This window comes from Pantoea sp. EA-12 (assembly GCF_030053355.1).
Classification (GTDB): domain Bacteria; phylum Pseudomonadota; class Gammaproteobacteria; order Enterobacterales; family Enterobacteriaceae; genus Pantoea; species Pantoea vagans_C.
The window spans coordinates 18,966-36,508 of the sequence record NZ_JASGBY010000015.1 but is presented as its reverse complement, the minus strand read 5'-3'; the positions used below and the strand labels follow the sequence as shown (position 1 = coordinate 36,508).

Genomic DNA, 17,543 nt, shown 5'->3' with positions numbered 1-17,543 from the left:
GCGCCGCCGAAGCCGCGCCGGGGAATTAATGTTTGCCCTTGGCGAAAACAACACGCGCGACAATGTTCAGCAGCAGCACGCACAGGGTGATAATCAACACACCCGCCCACGCCAGACTTTGCCATTCGGCAAACGGGCTCATGGCGAATTTGAAGATGGTCACCGGCAAGTTCGCGATGGGCTGCATCATGTCGGTGCTCCAGAACTGGTTCGACAGCGCGGTAAACAGCAGCGGTGCCGTTTCACCCGCAATACGCGCGACGGCCAGCAGGACACCGGTAATGATGCCGGATACCGAGGCTTTCAGCGTAATGGCGGAAATCATCTTCCACTTTGGCGTACCCAGCGCATAAGCCGCTTCACGCATGCTGTCTGGCACCAGACGCAGCATGTTTTCTGACGTACGGATAACGATTGGAATCTGCAACAGTGCCAATGCCACCACGCCCGCCCAACCAGAGAAGTGCTGCATCTGCGCGACGACGATGGTGTAAACGAACAAACCAACCACAATCGAGGGCGCTGACAACAGGATGTCGTTAATGAAGCGAATCACTTCTGCTAACCAGTGCTTGCGGCCATATTCGGCCAGATAGATACCCGCCATAATGCCCAGTGGCGTACCAATCACCGTTGACCACAGAATCAGTAATCCACTGCCGGCCAGGGCGTTGGCTAAACCACCGCCTGCGGTGTTCGGTGGCGGCGTTGATTCTGTAAACAGCGACCAGCTCAGGCCATCAATACCTTTGGTGACGGTGGTGAACAGAATCCAAATCAGCCAGAACAGGCCAAAGGCCATGGTCAGCATGGATAACGTCAACGCGATTTTGTTTTTGGTGCTCCGCCACGCCTGCATTTTGCGGCGAGACGCTTCCAGCTCAGCACGAGACTGCATTTCAATCGCTGTCATGAACGGGCTCCTTCACTCTTCGCCAGACGCAGGATCATCAGTTTGGAGATCGCCAGCACGATAAAGGTAATCACGAACAGGATCAGACCCAGTTCCATCAGTGCCGCCACGTGCACGCCCGATTCGGCTTCTGCAAACTCGTTCGCCAGCGCGGAAGTAATACTGTTGCCCGGCATAAACAGCGAGGCGCTGTCGAGCTGGTAGGTGTTACCGATGATAAAGGTCACGGCCATGGTTTCACCCAGTGCACGACCCAGACCCAACATCACGCCACCGATGACCCCGTTTTTGGTGAACGGCAGCACGATGCGCCAGATCACTTCCCAGGTGGTGCAACCAATGCCGTAGGCGGACTCTTTCATCATCACCGGCGTCTGCTCAAACACATCACGCATCACCGATGCGATGTACGGGATGATCATGATGGCGAGGATCACGCCAGCAGCCAGAATACCGATACCGAACGCCGGGCCTGAGAACAGGGTCCCCACAATCGGAATGTTCGACATGATATTGCCGACCGGCGTCTGGAAGTACTCTGCGAACAGCGGGGCGAAGATAAACAGGCCCCACATGCCGTAAACGATACTGGGGATCGCGGCCAGCAGCTCAATCGCCGTGCCCAGCGGGCGACGCAACCAGTTGGGCGCCAGTTCCGTCAGGAACAGCGCAATGCCGAAGCTCACCGGGACAGCGATGATCAGGGCAATAAGAGAGGTGACGAGGGTGCCGTAAATCGGTACCAGCGCACCAAATTGTTCATTTGGCGCATCCCAGGTTTTGGTCCATAAGAAGGAAAAACCAAATTTCTGGATGCTTGGCCAAGAGGAGAAAATCAGGGAGACGATAATGCCACCCATCAACAACAAGACGATTAGCGCGGAAAGTTTCACCAGCGCGCCAAAAATCATGTCACCTTGTTTACCTGGGGCTTTGAACGTCGGCTTAGTGGCAGCCATAAGTTTCTCGGTTCTCAGAGGAAGTTCAGGGCGGCATGTTATGCCGCCCATCGGGGTGGGCCAGCCTGGTGGGCTGACCGGGTCATTCGCTTACTTGTAAATCGCTTTGCCGGCGCTGTCTTTGATGTTCGCTTTCCAGGCAGTACGAATCTGGTTAGCCACGCTTTCTGGCAGTGCAGCGTAGTCCAGTGAGGTTGCAGTTTTGCTGCCGCCTTTGTAAGCCCAGTCGAAGAACTTCAGCACTTCAGCACCCTTCTCAGCATTCGCCTGATCTTTGTAAATCAGGATGAACGTGGTTGAGGTGATCGGCCATGCGTCGTTGCCTTTCTGGAAGGTCAGGTCTTGAGCGAAAGATTCGCTCCAGTTTGCGCCTTTCGCAGCATTCGCAAAGCTGGCTTCGCTTGGTGCAACAGCTTTACCGTCTGCATCAACCAGTTTGGTGTAAGTCAGGTTGTTTTGCTTCGCGTAAGCATACTCAACGTAGCCAATTGAACCCGGCAGACGCTGTACGAAGGCGGCAACGCCATCATTACCTTTGCCGCCCAGACCGGTAGGCCAGTTAACGGTGTTGCCTTTACCAATTTTGCTGTTCCAGTCTGCGTTGACTTTAGACAGGTAGCTGGTGAACACGAAAGAGGTACCTGAACCATCAGCACGGCGAACCACGTTGATGTTGGTGTCTGGCAGTTTTACGCCTGGGTTCAGTTTAGTGATCGCCGGGTCGTTCCACTTTTTGATGTTGCCCAGGTAGATGTCACCGACGGTTTTGCCGTCGAGGGTCAATTCACCTGATTTCACGCCTGGGATGTTAACGGCCAGCACCACACCACCGATAACGGTAGGGAACTGGAACAGACCATTTTTTTCCAGATCGGCATCAGCCATCGGCGCATCAGACGCACCGAAATCAACGGTTTTAGCGATGATTTGCTTCACGCCGCCTGAAGAACCAATACCCTGATAGTTGATTTTGCTACCGGTGGCTTGCTGGTATTCTGCTGCCCACTTGGCATAAACCGGTGCCGGGAATGTACCGCCAGCGCCAGTCAGATCGGTGGCTGCAAAAGCAGATACCGCGCTTACTGCGAAGGTGGCGGCGAGGATTCGGGCTACGGATGTACGCATCAGTGTCATGTTCCCTCCAGGGGATTTAAAAAAAATCAGGCTCAATGCCTTTTTTAGTAGGAGTCAGTGATTGCTGCTGGAGGGAAAATAGGACAGTTTGATGACAGTGAAATGTACGAAATATGACAGTTATGTGACAGCGTTGAAAATTCAAGCGGGCCCATTGCAGACCCGCTATTTTTACTGATTATTCAACGGTAACCGATTTCGCCAGGTTACGCGGCTGATCAACGTCGGTGCCTTTAATCAGCGCAACATGGTATGAAAGCAGCTGTAAAGGAACAGTATAGAAGATCGGAGCAATCACTTCTTCAACGTGCGGCAGAGAGATAATTTTCATGCCATCACTGTCCGTAAAGCCGGCATCCTGATCGGCAAACACATACAGCAGACCGCCGCGTGCGCGTACCTCTTCGATGTTGGATTTCAGCTTCTCCAGCAGTTCGTTGTTAGGCGCAACGACGATCACCGGCATATCGGCATCAATCAGCGCCAGCGGGCCGTGTTTCAGCTCTCCGGCCGCGTAGGCTTCAGCATGAATATAGGAGATCTCTTTCAGCTTCAGCGCGCCCTCCATGGCGATTGGGTACTGATCGCCACGGCCAAGGAACAGTGCGTGATGCTTGTCGGAGAACCCTTCAGCCAGGCTCTCAATCACCTTATCCTGTGCCAGCATCTGCTCGATACGGCTCGGCAATGCCTGCAGCGCATGCACAATCTCATGCTCGGTTTCTGGCTTCATGCCGTGCAGACGGCCGAGTTTCGCCACCAGCATCAGCAATACCGCTAACTGCGTGGTGAACGCTTTGGTCGAGGCGACACCGATTTCAGTACCGGCTTTGGTCATCAGCGCCAGATCCGATTCACGCACCAGGGAAGAACCGGCAACGTTACAGATAGCCAGCGAGCCAAGATAACCCAGCTCTTTTGACAGGCGCAGTGCAGCCAGCGTGTCAGCCGTCTCACCCGATTGCGACAGGGTGATCAGCAGGCTGTTTTTACGCACGGCAGATTTGCGATAGCGGAATTCAGAGGCGATTTCCACGTCGCAAGGAATGTTGGCCAGCGACTCAAACCAGTAGCGTGACACCATTCCGGAGTTATACGAGGTGCCGCAGGCGATAATCTGGATGTGCTCGACCTGGCTCAGCAACGCTTCGGCATTGGCACCCAGCTCGCTGAGATCGATTTGCCCGTGATTAAAACGACCGGTGATGGTGTTTTTAATCGCGTTTGGTTGCTCGTAGATCTCTTTCTGCATGTAGTGGCGATAGGCACCTTTATCACCGGCATCGTACTGCGCGGTGGATTCGATTTCCGCGCGCTTAGCGGGTTTACCATCACGATCGATAATGGTGACCTCGCGACGGGTAATCTCGGCGATATCGCCCTCTTCCAGATACATAAAGCGGCGGGTCACCGGTAGCAGGGCCAGCTGATCGGAAGCGATAAAGTTTTCACCCACGCCGCGGCCAATGACCAGCGGGCTGCCGGAACGGGCGGCCACCAGCACGGAGGGATCGCGGCTGTCCATGATCACCATGCCATAAGCACCGCGCAGTTGCGGGATAACGCGCAACACCACTTCGCGCAGTGTGCCGCCCTGCTTCTGCTCCCAATGCACCAGATGCGCGACCACTTCGGTATCGGTTTCTGAAGCGAAGCTGTAGCCACGTTCGATCATCTGGGCGCGCAGTGGCTCATGGTTCTCAATGATGCCGTTATGAACAATGATGATGTGCTCAGAGATATGCGGATGCGCATTGGCCTCTGACGGCTCACCGTGGGTTGCCCAACGCGTGTGCGCGATACCGGTTCCACCAATCAGCGGTTGCTGTTCAGCCGCTTCCGCCAGATTCGCCACTTTACCCAGACGACGCAGACGCGTCATATGGCCCTGGCGGTCAACCACTGCCAGACCAGCAGAGTCATAACCGCGATATTCAAGACGACGCAGACCTTCCAGCAGAATTTCTGCGATGTCACGCTGCGCTACTGCACCAACAATTCCACACATAATAATTTCCTGACTTCATGGCTTTCGGCCATTGCGTTGTCTTTTGAGCTGACGTTCCCCGAGCCTTGTAGAGAGTTGGGGATATACCCTTCATACTTCGAGTTGCAGGTGCGTTGGCTACGTGCATTCACCTCAGTCACTTACTTCAGTAAGCTCCTGAGGATTCATGCACTTGCCGCCTTCCTGAACCAAAAGTAGGCCCCATGAGGGGACTCGAATTATTTTGGGTATTTATTGCTATTGGGCCGATCTTTGCCGGCCCTTTTAAATTTATTTTTTCTTAACCGGGCGCTGCCAGCCCGATTTTTGGTTCTGTTCTTTGCGGTTGTAGACCAGATCATCCGCTAACACGTCTTTCATGACGGTGGTGCCCGCTGCGATAGTCGCGCCCGCCGCCACCGTGACCGGTGCCACCAGCTGAGTATCAGAACCCACAAACACGTTGTCGCCGATAATGGTTTTCGATTTGTTCGCGCCATCGTAGTTGCAGGTAATGGTGCCCGCCCCGATATTCACGCCCGCGCCGATCTCAGCGTCACCGAGATAAGAAAGATGACCCGCTTTAGAGCCTTTGCCCAAGGTGGCTTTTTTCATCTCAACGAAATTGCCGACGTGTGCCTCTTCCGCCAACTCGCAGCCAGGGCGCAGACGCGCAAAGGGTCCAACCGTACAAGCGGCGGCCAGCGTGGCATCTTCGATGACGGAATAGGGGCTGATTTCGCAGTCATCAGCGAGCGTGCTGTTTTTGATGATGCACCCAGCGCCTATCTTGACGCGGTTGCCCAGCGTGACACGGCCTTCAATGATGACGTTGGTATCGATCTCCACATCACGACCATGTTGCAGGGTGCCACGCAAATCGAAACGGGCTGGATCGCGCAGCATCACGCCCGCCAGCAGCAGTTTTTCTGCCTGCTCGCTTTGGTAGGCGCGTTCCAGCGTCGCCAGTTGCAGGCGGTTATTCACGCCATCGGTTTCACTGATGCGAGCCGGATGGACCGCATTGATCACGCGACCTTCGTGGTGCGCCATGGCAATGATATCGGTGATGTAGAATTCACCCTGTGCATTATTATTATCGAGCTTGGCCAACCAGCGCTTGAGATCCCCGCCATTGGCAATCAGGATGCCGGTGTTGATCTCAGGGATTTTCAGCTGTTCGGCTGAAGCATCTTTCTGCTCGACAATCCCGGTGACGGTGCCGTTTTCACGCACGATGCGGCCATAGCCCGTTGGGTTATCCAGCACCACCGTCAGCAGACCAATACCGCCTTCCGGTTTAGCCTCGCGCAGGCGCTGTAATGTCGGCTGGGAGATCAGCGGCACATCGCCATACAACATCAGGATATCTTCGTCATCGGCAAAGAACGGAGCCGCCTGTTGCATCGCATGGCCCGTACCGAGTTGCTCTGCCTGCAGTACCCAGTTCAGGCTGTTGTGTGCCAGTTTCTCTTGTAGCAGATCGCCACCGTGGCCATAGACCAGATGCACATGCTGAGCGCCAAGGCCGGTTGCTGCATCGATCACGTGCTGAACCATCGGTTTACCTGCCAGGGTATGCAACACTTTTGGCAGATCGGAATACATTCGGGTGCCTTTGCCAGCGGCCAGGATCACCACACTCATTGCGCTTGTAGACATAACTATCCAGACTCAATTTATCTTTCGAAAGTGTAAGGTTTACCTCTGAGATTACTACATTTTTCTCGGGGCGAAATTAGCGGATAAAGATGAAAGGGGCGAGTCCGTGCTGGTGGTTGCCCAAAAGGGCAATCCGACAACACTGTTGCACGATCTTTGTAGGGTTAAATGCCCGAGCCGATACTTACTCAGTGCAATTTGTCGTGCGGCGCAGCGGGCAAAAAAAATGCCAGCCCATTGGGCTGGCATTTCGTGACGCATAAAGCCTGATTACATCGCTTTTTTGGTCAGCTCGATGACACGCAGTTTTGCGATGGCTTTCGCCAGTTCCGCAGAAGCCTGAGCATAGTCCACGTCACCGTGGCTGCTGTTCATGTGCTCTTCTGCTTTACGTTTCGCTTCCAGCGCGCGCGCTTCGTCGAGGTCTTCACCGCGAATCGCAGTGTCGGCCAGAACGGTCGTGCTACCCGGCTGTACTTCCAGCACGCCGCCAGAGAGGTAGATATACTCCTCTTCGCCGTGCTGTTTCACGATGCGAATCATACCAGGCTTGATGGCTGTCAGCAGCGGGGCGTGACCAGGGTAAATACCCAGCTCACCTTCGCTACCTGACACCTGGATACGCTCTACCAGACCGGAGAACATTTGCTGCTCCGCGCTGACAACGTCCAGATGATAAGTCATAGCCATACTCTTCCTCCTGGGAAACCGTTATTACAGTTTCTTCGCTTTTTCTACAGCTTCGTCGATAGCGCCGACCATGTAGAACGCCTGCTCTGGCAGGTGGTCGAATTCGCCTTCCATGATGCCTTTGAAGCCACGGATAGTGTCTTTCAGGGTCACGTACTTACCTGGAGAACCGGTGAAGACTTCAGCAACGAAGAACGGCTGAGACAGGAAGCGCTGAATCTTACGCGCACGTGCCACCAACAGTTTGTCTTCTTCAGACAGCTCGTCCATACCCAGGATGGCGATGATGTCTTTCAGTTCCTGGTAACGCTGCAACAGAGACTGCACGCCACGCGCAACATCATAGTGCTCCTGACCCACGATCAGTGGATCCAGCTGACGGCTGGTTGAATCCAGCGGGTCAACGGCTGGGTAGATACCCAGAGAGGCGATCTGACGGCTCAGCGTAACGGTTGAGTCCAGGTGAGCAAAGGTGGTTGCTGGTGACGGGTCAGTCAAGTCATCCGCAGGAACGTAAACGGCCTGCACAGAGGTGATTGAACCGGTCTTAGTGGAGGTAATACGCTCCTGCAACACACCCATCTCTTCTGCCAGCGTTGGCTGGTAGCCTACCGCAGATGGCATACGACCCAGCAGTGCTGATACTTCAGTACCGGCCAGGGTGTAACGATAGATGTTGTCGATGAACAGCAGAACGTCACGGCCTTCATCACGGAATTTTTCCGCCATGGTCAAGCCGGTCAGTGCTACGCGCAGACGGTTACCCGGCGGCTCGTTCATCTGGCCATACACCAGCGCTACTTTGTCGATAACGTTGGAGTCAGTCATTTCGTGGTAGAAGTCGTTACCCTCACGAGTACGCTCACCCACACCAGCAAATACCGAATAACCTGAGTGCTCAGCCGCGATGTTACGGATCAGCTCCATCATGTTTACGGTTTTACCTACACCCGCACCACCGAACAGACCGACTTTACCGCCCTTAGCGAACGGACACATCAGGTCGATAACCTTGATGCCGGTTTCCAGCAGCTCTTGCGAGTTAGACTGATCTTCATAAGAAGGCGCAGCACGGTGAATAGAGGAAACCTCTACAGTGGTGCCGTCTTCATTCTGCAGGTCGCCTTTCATGTCGATTGGTTCACCCAATACGTTCATGATACGGCCGAGGGTTGCTTTACCAACCGGTACCTGGATCGGTTTTTTCAGGTCGGTTACTTGCAGGCCGCGCTTCAGGCCATCAGAAGTACCCATGGCGATGGTACGCACCACGCCACCACCCAGCTGCTGCTGAACTTCCAGCACCAGACGAGCGTCACCATTTTGAACCTCAAGAGCGCTATATACCTGCGGTACTGCGTCCTGAGGGAATTCGACGTCAACTACGGCGCCGATAATCTGGACAATCTTTCCAGCTGCCATCTTGAATCCTCTACCTAATACGAGAATATCCGGCCGCGCTCGCGCGACAGGATATATGCCTGGTTAAACCGCGGAGGCTCCCGAGACGATCTCGGTAAGTTCCTGGGTGATGCTGGCCTGACGAGCTTTGTTGTAAACCAACTGCAGCTCTTTGATCAGGTTTCCGCCGTTATCGGTTGCAGCTTTCATTGCCACCATACGTGCGGCCTGCTCACTGGCCAGGTTTTCCACCACACCCTGATAAACCTGCGATTCGACATAACGGCGCAGCAGAGTATCCAGCAGCGCTTTCGGATCGGGTTCGTACAGGTAATCCCAGGTCTTCGCCTTCATCTCTTCTTCACCTTCCGCTGGCGGTAACGGCAGCAGTTGGGTAATGGTCGGAGTCTGAGACATGGTGTTATTAAACTTGTTGCCGACGATATACAGCTTGTCGATGCGACCTTCATCATAGGCCTGCAACATCACTTTTACTGGGCCGATAAGATCAGACAGTGCAGGCTTGTCGCCCATACCAGTGACCTGTGCCACGATGTTGCCACCGACAGAGCCGAAGAATGAATTGCCTTTAGAACCGATAACGGCCAGATCGCTCTGTACACCTTTATCCGTCCAGCTCTTCATATCTGCCAGCAATTTTTTGAACAGGTTAATGTTCAAACCACCACAAAGCCCGCGGTCAGTCGAAACGACCAGGTAGCCGACGCGCTTAACGTCACGCTCATCCAGGTAAGGGTGCTTGTATTCCAGATTACCCAACGCAAGGTGACCAATCACTTTGCGCATAGTATCTGCATACGGACGGCTGGCCGCCATGCGTTCCTGCGTTTTACGCATTTTGGAGGCGGCGACCATTTCCATCGCTTTGGTGATCTTCTGCGTATTTTTTACGCTTCCAATCTTGGTACGTATTTCTTTTGCACCGGCCATTAGCTTCTCCTCAAAGCCTTGCGGCCTGCCTTTTCAGACAAGCCGCCAGACATTACCAGGACTGGGTTGCTTTAAACGTTTCGAGGAGGCCTTTCAGCTTCTCTTCGATTTCGTTATTAAAGTTGCCCGCTTGGTTGATTTCAGCCATCAGCTCAGCGTGATCGCGATCCGCGAACGCCAGCAGAGCGGCTTCGAAGCTACCGATTTTCGCCAGTTCAACGTCGTTCAGGAAGCCGCGCTCAGCAGCAAACAGCACCAGACCCTGTTGCGCGACAGACATCGGCGCATACTGTTTCTGTTTCAGCAGCTCGGTCACTTTCTGACCGTGGCTCAGCTGTTTACGCGTTGCATCATCCAGATCAGATGCGAACTGAGAGAACGCAGCCAGTTCACGATACTGTGCCAGAGCGGTACGGATACCACCGGACAGTTTCTTGATGATCTTGGTCTGTGCAGCACCACCAACACGGGATACAGAGATACCCGGGTTAACGGCCGGACGAATACCGGAGTTGAACAGGTTTGATTCCAGGAAGATCTGACCATCGGTAATCGAGATTACGTTAGTCGGAACGAACGCAGAAACATCACCCGCCTGGGTTTCAATGATCGGCAATGCGGTCAGAGAACCGGTCTGGCCTTTCACCGCACCGTTAGTGAAACGCTCAACGTAGTCAGCGCTCACGCGTGATGCACGCTCCAGCAGACGTGAGTGGAGATAGAACACGTCGCCTGGGAATGCTTCACGGCCTGGTGGACGGCGCAGCAGCAGAGAAATCTGACGGTAAGCAACAGCCTGCTTAGACAGGTCATCGTACACGATCAGTGCATCTTCACCGCGGTCACGGAAGTATTCACCCATTGCGCAACCGGCGTATGGCGCCAGGTATTGCAGTGCAGCGGATTCAGAAGCAGAAGCGACAACCACGATGGTGTTAGACAGCGCACCGTGCTCTTCCAGCTTACGTACCACGTTAGAAATGGTTGACGCTTTCTGACCAATCGCAACGTAGACACACTTGATGCCTGAATCGCGCTGGTTGATGATGGCGTCGATTGCCATTGCGGTTTTACCGGTCTGACGGTCACCGATGATCAGCTCACGCTGGCCACGGCCGATTGGAATCATCGCATCGACAGATTTGTAACCGGTCTGAACAGGCTGATCTACTGATTGACGGTCGATAACGCCCGGTGCAATCACTTCAACAGGCGAGAAGCCGTCGTTGTCGATTGCGCCTTTACCGTCGATCGGTGCACCCAGGGTGTTCACCACACGGCCCAGCAGGCCACGGCCAACTGGAACTTCAAGAATACGGCCAGTACATTTAACCTTCATGCCTTCGGCGAGGTCAGCGTACGGGCCCATCACTACTGCACCAACCGAGTCACGCTCGAGGTTCAGTGCGATAGCGTAACGGTTACCCGGCAGGGCAATCATCTCACCCTGCATCACATCGGCCAAGCCGTGTACGCGGATGATACCGTCACTTACAGAAACAATAGTACCTTCGTTGTGAGCTTCGCTCACTACATTGAACTGAGCAATGCGCTGCTTGATCAGTTCGCTGATTTCGGTGGAATTCAGTTGCATATGCTCCAGTCCCCTTAAGACTGCAAGACGTCTGCCAGACGATCAAGACGGCCGCGTACGCTACCATCAATGACCAGGTCACCCGCACGGATAACCACACCTGCCATTACAGACTTGTCAATTTTGCAATTCAGCTTAACTTTGCGTGACAGACGTTTTTCCATCGCGGCGCTGATTTTCGTCAGCTGGCTGTCACTCAGGGTACTGGCAGAAATCACATCAACTTCGGCGGTCGCTTCATAAGCGTCGCGCAGTTGAATGTACTGTTCCAGTACCGCTGGAAGTGCTGTCAAACGTCCGTTTTCCGCCATCACCTTAATCAGGTTCTGAGCGGGTTCATCAAGTTGATCGCCACACACTGCATTGAAAGATGCAGACAAAGCTTCCGGCGCGATTGCACCGGAAAGAAGATCTGCCATCTGTTCGTTGCGAGCCACTTCTGCGGCAAACGCCAGCATAGTCTGCCAGCGATCGATGCTTTGATGCTCAACAGCAAAGTCAAAAGCTGCTTTGGCGTAGGGGCGAGCTACAGTAATCAGATCAGACATCAGCCCCTCCCTCCTTACAGTTCAGCGACCAGTTTATCAACGATGTCGCTGTTAGCAGCTTCATCCACGGAACGTTCGATGATTTTCTCGGCGCCAGCTAATGCCAGCAACGCGACTTGCTTACGCAGCTCTTCACGGGCACGTGAACGCTCGGCATCAATTTCTGCCTGCGCTTGTGCCACGATGCGGTTACGTTCAGTCTCAGCTTCGGTTTTCGCTTCATCCAGAATCTGGGCACGGCGTTTGTTCGCCTGCTCGATAATGACTTGAGCGTCTTCTTTCGCTTTCTTCAGCTGGTCGGTCGCATTGGCCTGCGCGAGATCTAAATCTTTCTTCGCGCGCTCAGCAGAAGCAAGGCCTTCAGCAATTTCTTTCTGGCGCTTTTCGATGGCAGCCATAATCGGCGGCCATACGTACTTCATGCAGAACGCGACAAACAGAATGAACGCGATGGCCTGGCCGAGGATTGTTGCATTAATGTTCACAGCACAATGCCTCTTATTAAGTTAACTTGCTCTGCCGCTATCGGCGATAGACGGCAGAATCCGTTCCTCATCACACCGGGTGCCATGAGTGAACAAGGCTACCAGGTTTAGGCGACAGCAAACATCACGTAGAGACCCAGACCTACAGCGATCATTGGGATTGCATCCACCAGACCCATTACAACAAAGAACTGCGTACGCAGCAGAGGAATCAGATCCGGCTGACGCGCTGCGCCTTCCAGGAATTTGCCCCCGAGGATGCCGATACCGATCGCAGCACCGATTGCCGCCAGGCCCATCATCACAGCGGCAGCCATGTACAGCAGATCCATATTCAGGTTTTCCATGACAGTCTCCAGTTTGTTTCAGTTAAAAGCTTAGTGTTGAGATAAAAATCAATGTTCTTCAGATGCCATCGACAGATAGACAATCGTGAGGACCATGAAAATGAAAGCCTGCAGCGAAATGATCAGGATGTGGAAAATGGCCCATGGCACATTCAACACCCACTGCGACCACCACGGCAGCAAGCCGGCAATCAGGATAAAGATCAGCTCACCCGCATACATGTTGCCGAACAGTCGCAGACCGAGTGAAACCGGTTTAGACAGCAGGCTAACACCTTCGAGAATCAGGTTGATTGGGATGAAGATCGGGTGATTAAAAGGCTGCAGCGTCAGTTCTTTGGTGAAGCCGCCAATGCCTTTCATTTTGATGCTGTAGAACAGAATCAAAATAAAGACGCCCAACGCCATAGACAGCGTGATGTTCACATCTGCAGACGGCACAACGCGCAGCGCTGGCAGGCCTAAATAGTGCTCACCGATAAACGGCAGCAGGTCGATAGGCAGCAGATCCATGAAGTTCATCAGGAAGACCCAGACAAAAATCGTCAGAGCCAGCGGGGCGATAAGTTTGCTTTTGCCGTGGTACATGTCGCGCACGTTGTTATCAACGAAACCGACAACCAGCTCGATAGCCGCTTGTAATTTCCCTGGAACACCGCTGGTGGCGCTTTTTGCCACTTTACGGAACAACACCAGGAAAATCAGTCCCAGTACCACAGAGAAAAACATGGAATCGATATTTAATACCCAGAACGTCGCAGGAGCGTCGTGCGGATTCACCAACTCGAAAGTACGCAGGTCCAACTGAAGGTTATTCAGGTGGTGACCTATGTATTCTTGCGGAGTAGAGATTTCTCCAGCAGCCATGATGCCTCTTACCCTTTGTTGTTAATTACAGCCGGCGCGACGATCTGCACCACCAGCACCGATAACCAAGTGATTGCGAGTGGCCAGAAGACCGCTCCAAACACACCTAACGCCACCATGAGAAGAATGACCGTCGTGAACACCTTCAACACTTCACCAAGGGCGAAGCTCCAGGCCACACGACCTTTGGCAGGCGTTTGATCCTGCAGGCGCCAGGCTAAAAACATAAACAACACATTCGGCAGCCAGGCTGCCGCTCCACCCGCGATGGCGGAGGCGCCCCAGGTGACATCTTTCAGAGTAAAGAGTGCGCCGATAATGACAAAAGTCACCAGCTGGATGACCAGCACGGTCCGGGCTAATTTCACACTGTAAAGTGACACTGACATGGCGTTGAACTCTCCTGCCCCGAACGGGGTATGTCGCGTGTCGTATAAGACTGCCTTTACTCATTTGAGTCAAGCAGCAAAAGCCGTGCAAATTATACGGGCGCCACCTGCGATTTCAATCGGTAAGTAGCGAAAAGGTGAACAATTATTTAAATTTCTTTCTGGAGGGCTATTTTTCAAAACATCACCTTCCGCGATGACTCGGCCAAAAGTCTGAAATTGCCGTGATTGCTTGCTTTTAAAGCGTGCTTTAGATCACATTATAAGCAAAACACCAGCGATTTAATTTGTATTAAACGTGAATTCCAAGATTTCAAAGACACTAAATATTTTTATAATTCATAAACATAGAATAATTCATCCAACATCACGCTATGATTTACGATAAAAACACTCTATTGACATCATAGGCCGCAATAAAAACGTAAAACTGATATTACGCACGCCGATTTATTGCAGAGTTATATTTTCAAGCGTGACTATTTGGCCAGGTAAATACAGGCAATAAAGTGATCTATCTGATAATGAAATGTGAATTATTCGTTAAATGTAACAAGTTTTTTCAGATAATTTCCGTGGCGGATGTTAACGGCTATCCCCTGCCCTACCGAATAAAAGCTTTTGACTGAAAGTGTTTAAATGCTGTTTTTTTATTCAGCCGGTTTTCGAAGACAAAGGGTACTGATTGTCTTAAATCCGTACCCTTTTTAAGGCTATTGGCGTTTAATCACCACCAGATGGCGTTCACCATCCAGTTCAGGTACGCGCAGCGACTCGATTTTCTCGACCGTAAAGCCCGCAGGTAAGGCCGCTATTTCATCATCAGGACGCACACCCTTCAGCGCGTAGAAACAACCTGAAGGGCCTGGCAGATGGTGACACCAGGTCAACATATCTTCCAGCGAAGCAAACGCCCGGCTGATCACGCCATCAAACGGTGGCTCAGCGGGGAACTCCTCCACACGGCTCTGTACAGGGGTGATGTTAGTAAGCCCTAACTCATGCTGCACCTGACGCAGGAAACGGATTCGCTTACCTAAGCTATCCAGTAAGGTGAAATGCGCTTGCGGGCGCACAATGGCCAAAGGAATGCCCGGTAGCCCAGGACCGGTTCCCACATCAATAAAGCGCTCACCCTGTAAATGCGGTTCGACCACCACGCTGTCGAGAATATGGCGCACCAGCATCTGCTGCGGGTCGCGTACCGATGTCAGGTTGTAGGCTTTGTTCCACTTATGCAGCAACTCAACGTAGCCAACCAGTTGCTGTTTTTGTTGATCGGTAAGGGAAATGTTTGCTGCAGCAAGCAGCTGGGAGAGTTTGTTAATCACAAGGATAATTCCATTAACGGGGGCGAGTCATCTCGCCCCGAAGTCTGTCAGGCGCTTTTACGCAGCAGGCCTTGTTTTTTCAGGTAGATCAGCAGAATGGAGATGGCCGCTGGTGTAATACCTGAAATGCGCGAAGCCTGGCCAATTGAGGTTGGCTTATGATCGTTCAGTTTCGCGATCACTTCATTTGACAGGCCATTGACCTGACGATAATCGAGATCGACTGGCAGCAAAGTGTTTTCATTGCGCTGCTGGCGATCAATCTCTTCCTGCTGGCGCGCAATATAGCCTTCGTACTTCACCTGAATCTCAACCTGCTCTGCCGCCTGAACGTCGGTCAGCGCCGGGCCATAGCTCGGTAACGTCATCAGCACATCGTAGGTCATTTCCGGACGACGAAGCAGGTCTTCACCGCTGGCCTCTTTGGTCAGTGGCGCGCTGATCACCGTATTTACTTCAGCCACGTTGTCAGATTTTGGGTGTACCCACAGATCGCGCAGACGCTGACGTTCTTGTTCAATCGTCTCCAGCTTCTGGTTGAAGCGTGCCCAACGCGCGTCATCAACTAAGCCCAGTTCACGGCCCGCCTCGGTCAGGCGCAGGTCGGCGTTATCTTCGCGCAGCATCAAGCGGTATTCCGCGCGCGAGGTGAACATGCGGTACGGCTCTTTGGTACCCAAAGTGCAAAGATCGTCGACCAACACGCCAAGGTAAGCCTGATCGCGGCGTGGCGCCCAGCCCTCTTTGTCTGCTGATGCACGTGCGGCGTTCAAGCCCGCCAGCAGACCTTGCGCTGCGGCCTCTTCATAACCGGTCGTGCCGTTGATTTGGCCGGCAAAGAACAAGCCGTGAATAAATTTGCTTTCCAGCGTCGGCTTCAAATCACGCGGATCGAAGAAATCGTACTCAATGGCATAGCCAGGACGTACGATCTTCGCATTCTCCAATCCTTTCATCGAGCGGACGATCTGCATCTGCACATCAAATGGCAGGCTGGTCGAGATACCGTTCGGATAGATTTCGTTGCTGGTCAGGCCTTCCGGCTCAAGGAAGATCTGATGGGCGTTACGATCGGCAAAGCGCATCACTTTGTCTTCGATCGATGGGCAGTAACGTGGGCCGATCCCTTCGATGATCCCTGCATACATCGGGCTACGATCGAGGTTGTTACGGATCACATCATGGGTCTGTTCGTTGGTGTAGGTGATCCAGCACGGTACTTGCTGTGGATGCTGAGAAACGTTGCCCATAAACGAGAACACCGGCATCGGTGTATCACCATGCTGAGGGGTCAGCACGGAAAAATCGATAGTACGCGCGTCAATACGCGGTGGCGTACCGGTTTTCAGGCGATTAACACGCAGCGGTAATGCACGCAGACGTTTAGCCAATGGGATGGATGGCGGGTCGCCTGCACGGCCACCGCTGTAATTATCCAGACCAATATGAATTTTGCCGTCGAGGAATGTTCCGACAGTCAGCACCACGCTCTTCGCCCGGAATTTTAATCCCATTTGCGTCACGGCACCGACCACCCGATCGTTCTCGACGATCAGATCATCAACCGCCTGCTGGAAGATCATCAGGTTCGGTTGGTTTTCCAGTGCGGTACGAACGGCCTGACGATACAGTACACGGTCTGCCTGAGCACGTGTAGCACGTACCGCAGGACCTTTGCTCGCGTTTAGTATCCTAAACTGGATGCCGGCCTGGTCAATTGCTGTGGCCATCAAACCGCCTAAGGCATCCACTTCCTTCACCAGATGTCCCTTTCCGATACCACCGATCGCTGGGTTGCAGGACATTTGTCCAAGCGTATCAATGTTATGGGTGAGTAACAGCGTTTGCTGACCCATTCGGGCAGCGGCCATCGCGGCTTCTGTGCCCGCATGACCACCACCGATTACGATGACGTCAAAGGGTTCTGGATAAAACATGAAGTGGGTCCTCGTTAGTGTTCGGACAGGGATCGTAGCCCTGGGCGGTGGATTCTACTGAAATTCTGTCTGCTGCGAAAGCCGCGGGATCCTGCGGTTTAAAAGAAAGGATCTTTATTCTTTTATATGATCTCTCTGTTAGATCTCTTATTAGGATCGCGGCTGGCTGTTGATAACACAGAAAAGCCTATCTTTTACAGAGAATTAGAGAGGATCACTTGCTGTTAATGATCGGTGATCCTGATCCGTATAAGCTGGGATCAAATAGGCCACTTATGCACAGATTAAAAAAGCATCATCGGTTGTTCTTGGGATAACTACCGGTTATACGCAAGATTAAGGCTATGT

16 protein-coding genes are annotated in these 17,543 nt (G+C 53.0%); all 16 read right to left on the bottom strand.

Annotated elements, in window-relative coordinates:
• Positions 1-25: 25 nt before the first annotated feature.
• The 16 genes from pstA to mnmG all read right to left on the bottom strand — a co-directional run bounded on the left by pstA (position 26) and on the right by mnmG (position 17,195).
• Complete coding sequence (pstA, locus tag QMZ30_RS19900) at positions 26-913, bottom strand: phosphate ABC transporter permease PstA (protein ID WP_283228688.1); 888 nt, start codon at positions 911-913, stop codon at positions 26-28.
• Positions 910-1,872: a phosphate ABC transporter permease PstC gene (gene pstC, locus QMZ30_RS19895; RefSeq protein WP_283228687.1), complete on the bottom strand. Its 963-nt coding sequence runs from the start codon at positions 1,870-1,872 to the stop codon at positions 910-912. The genes pstA and pstC overlap by 4 nt, the downstream gene beginning before the upstream one ends.
• Before the next feature lie 90 nt (positions 1,873-1,962).
• Positions 1,963-3,006 carry a phosphate ABC transporter substrate-binding protein PstS gene (gene pstS / locus QMZ30_RS19890; protein ID WP_283228686.1) on the bottom strand — a complete coding sequence of 348 codons (1,044 nt, stop codon included), beginning with the start codon at positions 3,004-3,006 and terminating at the stop codon, positions 1,963-1,965.
• A 178-nt stretch (positions 3,007-3,184) separates the two neighbouring features.
• Positions 3,185-5,014, bottom strand: coding sequence for a glutamine--fructose-6-phosphate transaminase (isomerizing) (gene glmS, locus QMZ30_RS19885; RefSeq protein ID WP_283228685.1), 1,830 nt, complete (start codon positions 5,012-5,014; stop codon positions 3,185-3,187).
• Between the two features lie 270 nt (positions 5,015-5,284).
• Entirely contained in the window at positions 5,285-6,655 is a 1,371-nt protein-coding gene (gene glmU, locus QMZ30_RS19880) for a bifunctional UDP-N-acetylglucosamine diphosphorylase/glucosamine-1-phosphate N-acetyltransferase GlmU (RefSeq protein ID WP_283228684.1), read from the bottom strand.
• Positions 6,656-6,925: 270 nt separating this feature from the next.
• The gene (locus tag QMZ30_RS19875) at positions 6,926-7,345 is read right to left on the bottom strand and encodes a F0F1 ATP synthase subunit epsilon (RefSeq protein ID WP_034830038.1); all 420 of its coding nucleotides are present in this window, start codon (positions 7,343-7,345) and stop codon (positions 6,926-6,928) included.
• A gap of 24 nt (positions 7,346-7,369) precedes the next feature.
• The gene (gene atpD, locus QMZ30_RS19870) at positions 7,370-8,767 is read right to left on the bottom strand and encodes a F0F1 ATP synthase subunit beta (RefSeq protein ID WP_039333004.1); all 1,398 of its coding nucleotides are present in this window, start codon (positions 8,765-8,767) and stop codon (positions 7,370-7,372) included.
• A 63-nt stretch (positions 8,768-8,830) separates the two neighbouring features.
• A complete protein-coding gene (gene atpG, locus QMZ30_RS19865) occupies positions 8,831-9,697 on the bottom strand; it encodes a F0F1 ATP synthase subunit gamma (protein ID WP_283228683.1) in 867 nt (288 codons plus the stop codon).
• Positions 9,698-9,749: 52 nt separating this feature from the next.
• Positions 9,750-11,291 (bottom strand): F0F1 ATP synthase subunit alpha, encoded by a 1,542-nt coding sequence (gene atpA, locus QMZ30_RS19860; RefSeq protein ID WP_039333000.1) that lies wholly within the window; start codon positions 11,289-11,291, stop codon positions 9,750-9,752.
• A gap of 14 nt (positions 11,292-11,305) precedes the next feature.
• On the bottom strand, positions 11,306-11,839 hold the full coding sequence (gene atpH / locus QMZ30_RS19855; protein WP_039332998.1) for a F0F1 ATP synthase subunit delta: 534 nt from the start codon (positions 11,837-11,839) through the stop codon (positions 11,306-11,308).
• Between the two features lie 14 nt (positions 11,840-11,853).
• The gene (atpF, locus tag QMZ30_RS19850) at positions 11,854-12,324 is read right to left on the bottom strand and encodes a F0F1 ATP synthase subunit B (protein ID WP_007893603.1); all 471 of its coding nucleotides are present in this window, start codon (positions 12,322-12,324) and stop codon (positions 11,854-11,856) included.
• 107 nt (positions 12,325-12,431) lie between these two features.
• A complete protein-coding gene (gene atpE, locus QMZ30_RS19845) occupies positions 12,432-12,671 on the bottom strand; it encodes a F0F1 ATP synthase subunit C (protein WP_003849523.1) in 240 nt (79 codons plus the stop codon).
• 48 nt (positions 12,672-12,719) lie between these two features.
• Entirely contained in the window at positions 12,720-13,538 is an 819-nt protein-coding gene (atpB, locus tag QMZ30_RS19840; protein WP_039332979.1) for a F0F1 ATP synthase subunit A, read from the bottom strand.
• Between the two features lie 8 nt (positions 13,539-13,546).
• Positions 13,547-13,927 (bottom strand): F0F1 ATP synthase subunit I, encoded by a 381-nt coding sequence (atpI, locus tag QMZ30_RS19835; RefSeq protein WP_039332977.1) that lies wholly within the window; start codon positions 13,925-13,927, stop codon positions 13,547-13,549.
• Positions 13,928-14,640: 713 nt separating this feature from the next.
• On the bottom strand, positions 14,641-15,258 hold the full coding sequence (gene rsmG / locus QMZ30_RS19830) for a 16S rRNA (guanine(527)-N(7))-methyltransferase RsmG (protein WP_039332975.1): 618 nt from the start codon (positions 15,256-15,258) through the stop codon (positions 14,641-14,643).
• Between the two features lie 47 nt (positions 15,259-15,305).
• Positions 15,306-17,195, bottom strand: a complete 1,890-nt coding sequence (gene mnmG, locus QMZ30_RS19825) for a tRNA uridine-5-carboxymethylaminomethyl(34) synthesis enzyme MnmG (RefSeq protein WP_058973701.1) — start codon at positions 17,193-17,195, stop codon at positions 15,306-15,308.
• Between the last annotated feature and the right edge of the window lie 348 nt (positions 17,196-17,543).

Bases quoted from the DNA above. Each gene is read 5' to 3' on its own strand.
- pstA (WP_283228688.1), bottom strand. From the start codon at position 913: ATGACAGCGATTGAAATGCAGTCTCGTGCTGAGCTGGAAGCGTCTCGC.
- pstC (WP_283228687.1), bottom strand. From the start codon at position 1,872: ATGGCTGCCACTAAGCCGACGTTCAAAGCCCCAGGTAAACAAGGTGAC.
- pstS (WP_283228686.1), bottom strand. From the start codon at position 3,006: ATGACACTGATGCGTACATCCGTAGCCCGAATCCTCGCCGCCACCTTC.
- glmS (WP_283228685.1), bottom strand. From the start codon at position 5,014: ATGTGTGGAATTGTTGGTGCAGTAGCGCAGCGTGACATCGCAGAAATT.
- glmU (WP_283228684.1), bottom strand. From the start codon at position 6,655: ATGTCTACAAGCGCAATGAGTGTGGTGATCCTGGCCGCTGGCAAAGGC.
- QMZ30_RS19875 (WP_034830038.1), bottom strand. From the start codon at position 7,345: ATGGCTATGACTTATCATCTGGACGTTGTCAGCGCGGAGCAGCAAATG.
- atpD (WP_039333004.1), bottom strand. From the start codon at position 8,767: ATGGCAGCTGGAAAGATTGTCCAGATTATCGGCGCCGTAGTTGACGTC.
- atpG (WP_283228683.1), bottom strand. From the start codon at position 9,697: ATGGCCGGTGCAAAAGAAATACGTACCAAGATTGGAAGCGTAAAAAAT.
- atpA (WP_039333000.1), bottom strand. From the start codon at position 11,291: ATGCAACTGAATTCCACCGAAATCAGCGAACTGATCAAGCAGCGCATT.
- atpH (WP_039332998.1), bottom strand. From the start codon at position 11,839: ATGTCTGATCTGATTACTGTAGCTCGCCCCTACGCCAAAGCAGCTTTT.
- atpE (WP_003849523.1), bottom strand. From the start codon at position 12,671: ATGGAAAACCTGAATATGGATCTGCTGTACATGGCTGCCGCTGTGATG.
- atpB (WP_039332979.1), bottom strand. From the start codon at position 13,538: ATGGCTGCTGGAGAAATCTCTACTCCGCAAGAATACATAGGTCACCAC.
- atpI (WP_039332977.1), bottom strand. From the start codon at position 13,927: ATGTCAGTGTCACTTTACAGTGTGAAATTAGCCCGGACCGTGCTGGTC.
- mnmG (WP_058973701.1), bottom strand. From the start codon at position 17,195: ATGTTTTATCCAGAACCCTTTGACGTCATCGTAATCGGTGGTGGTCAT.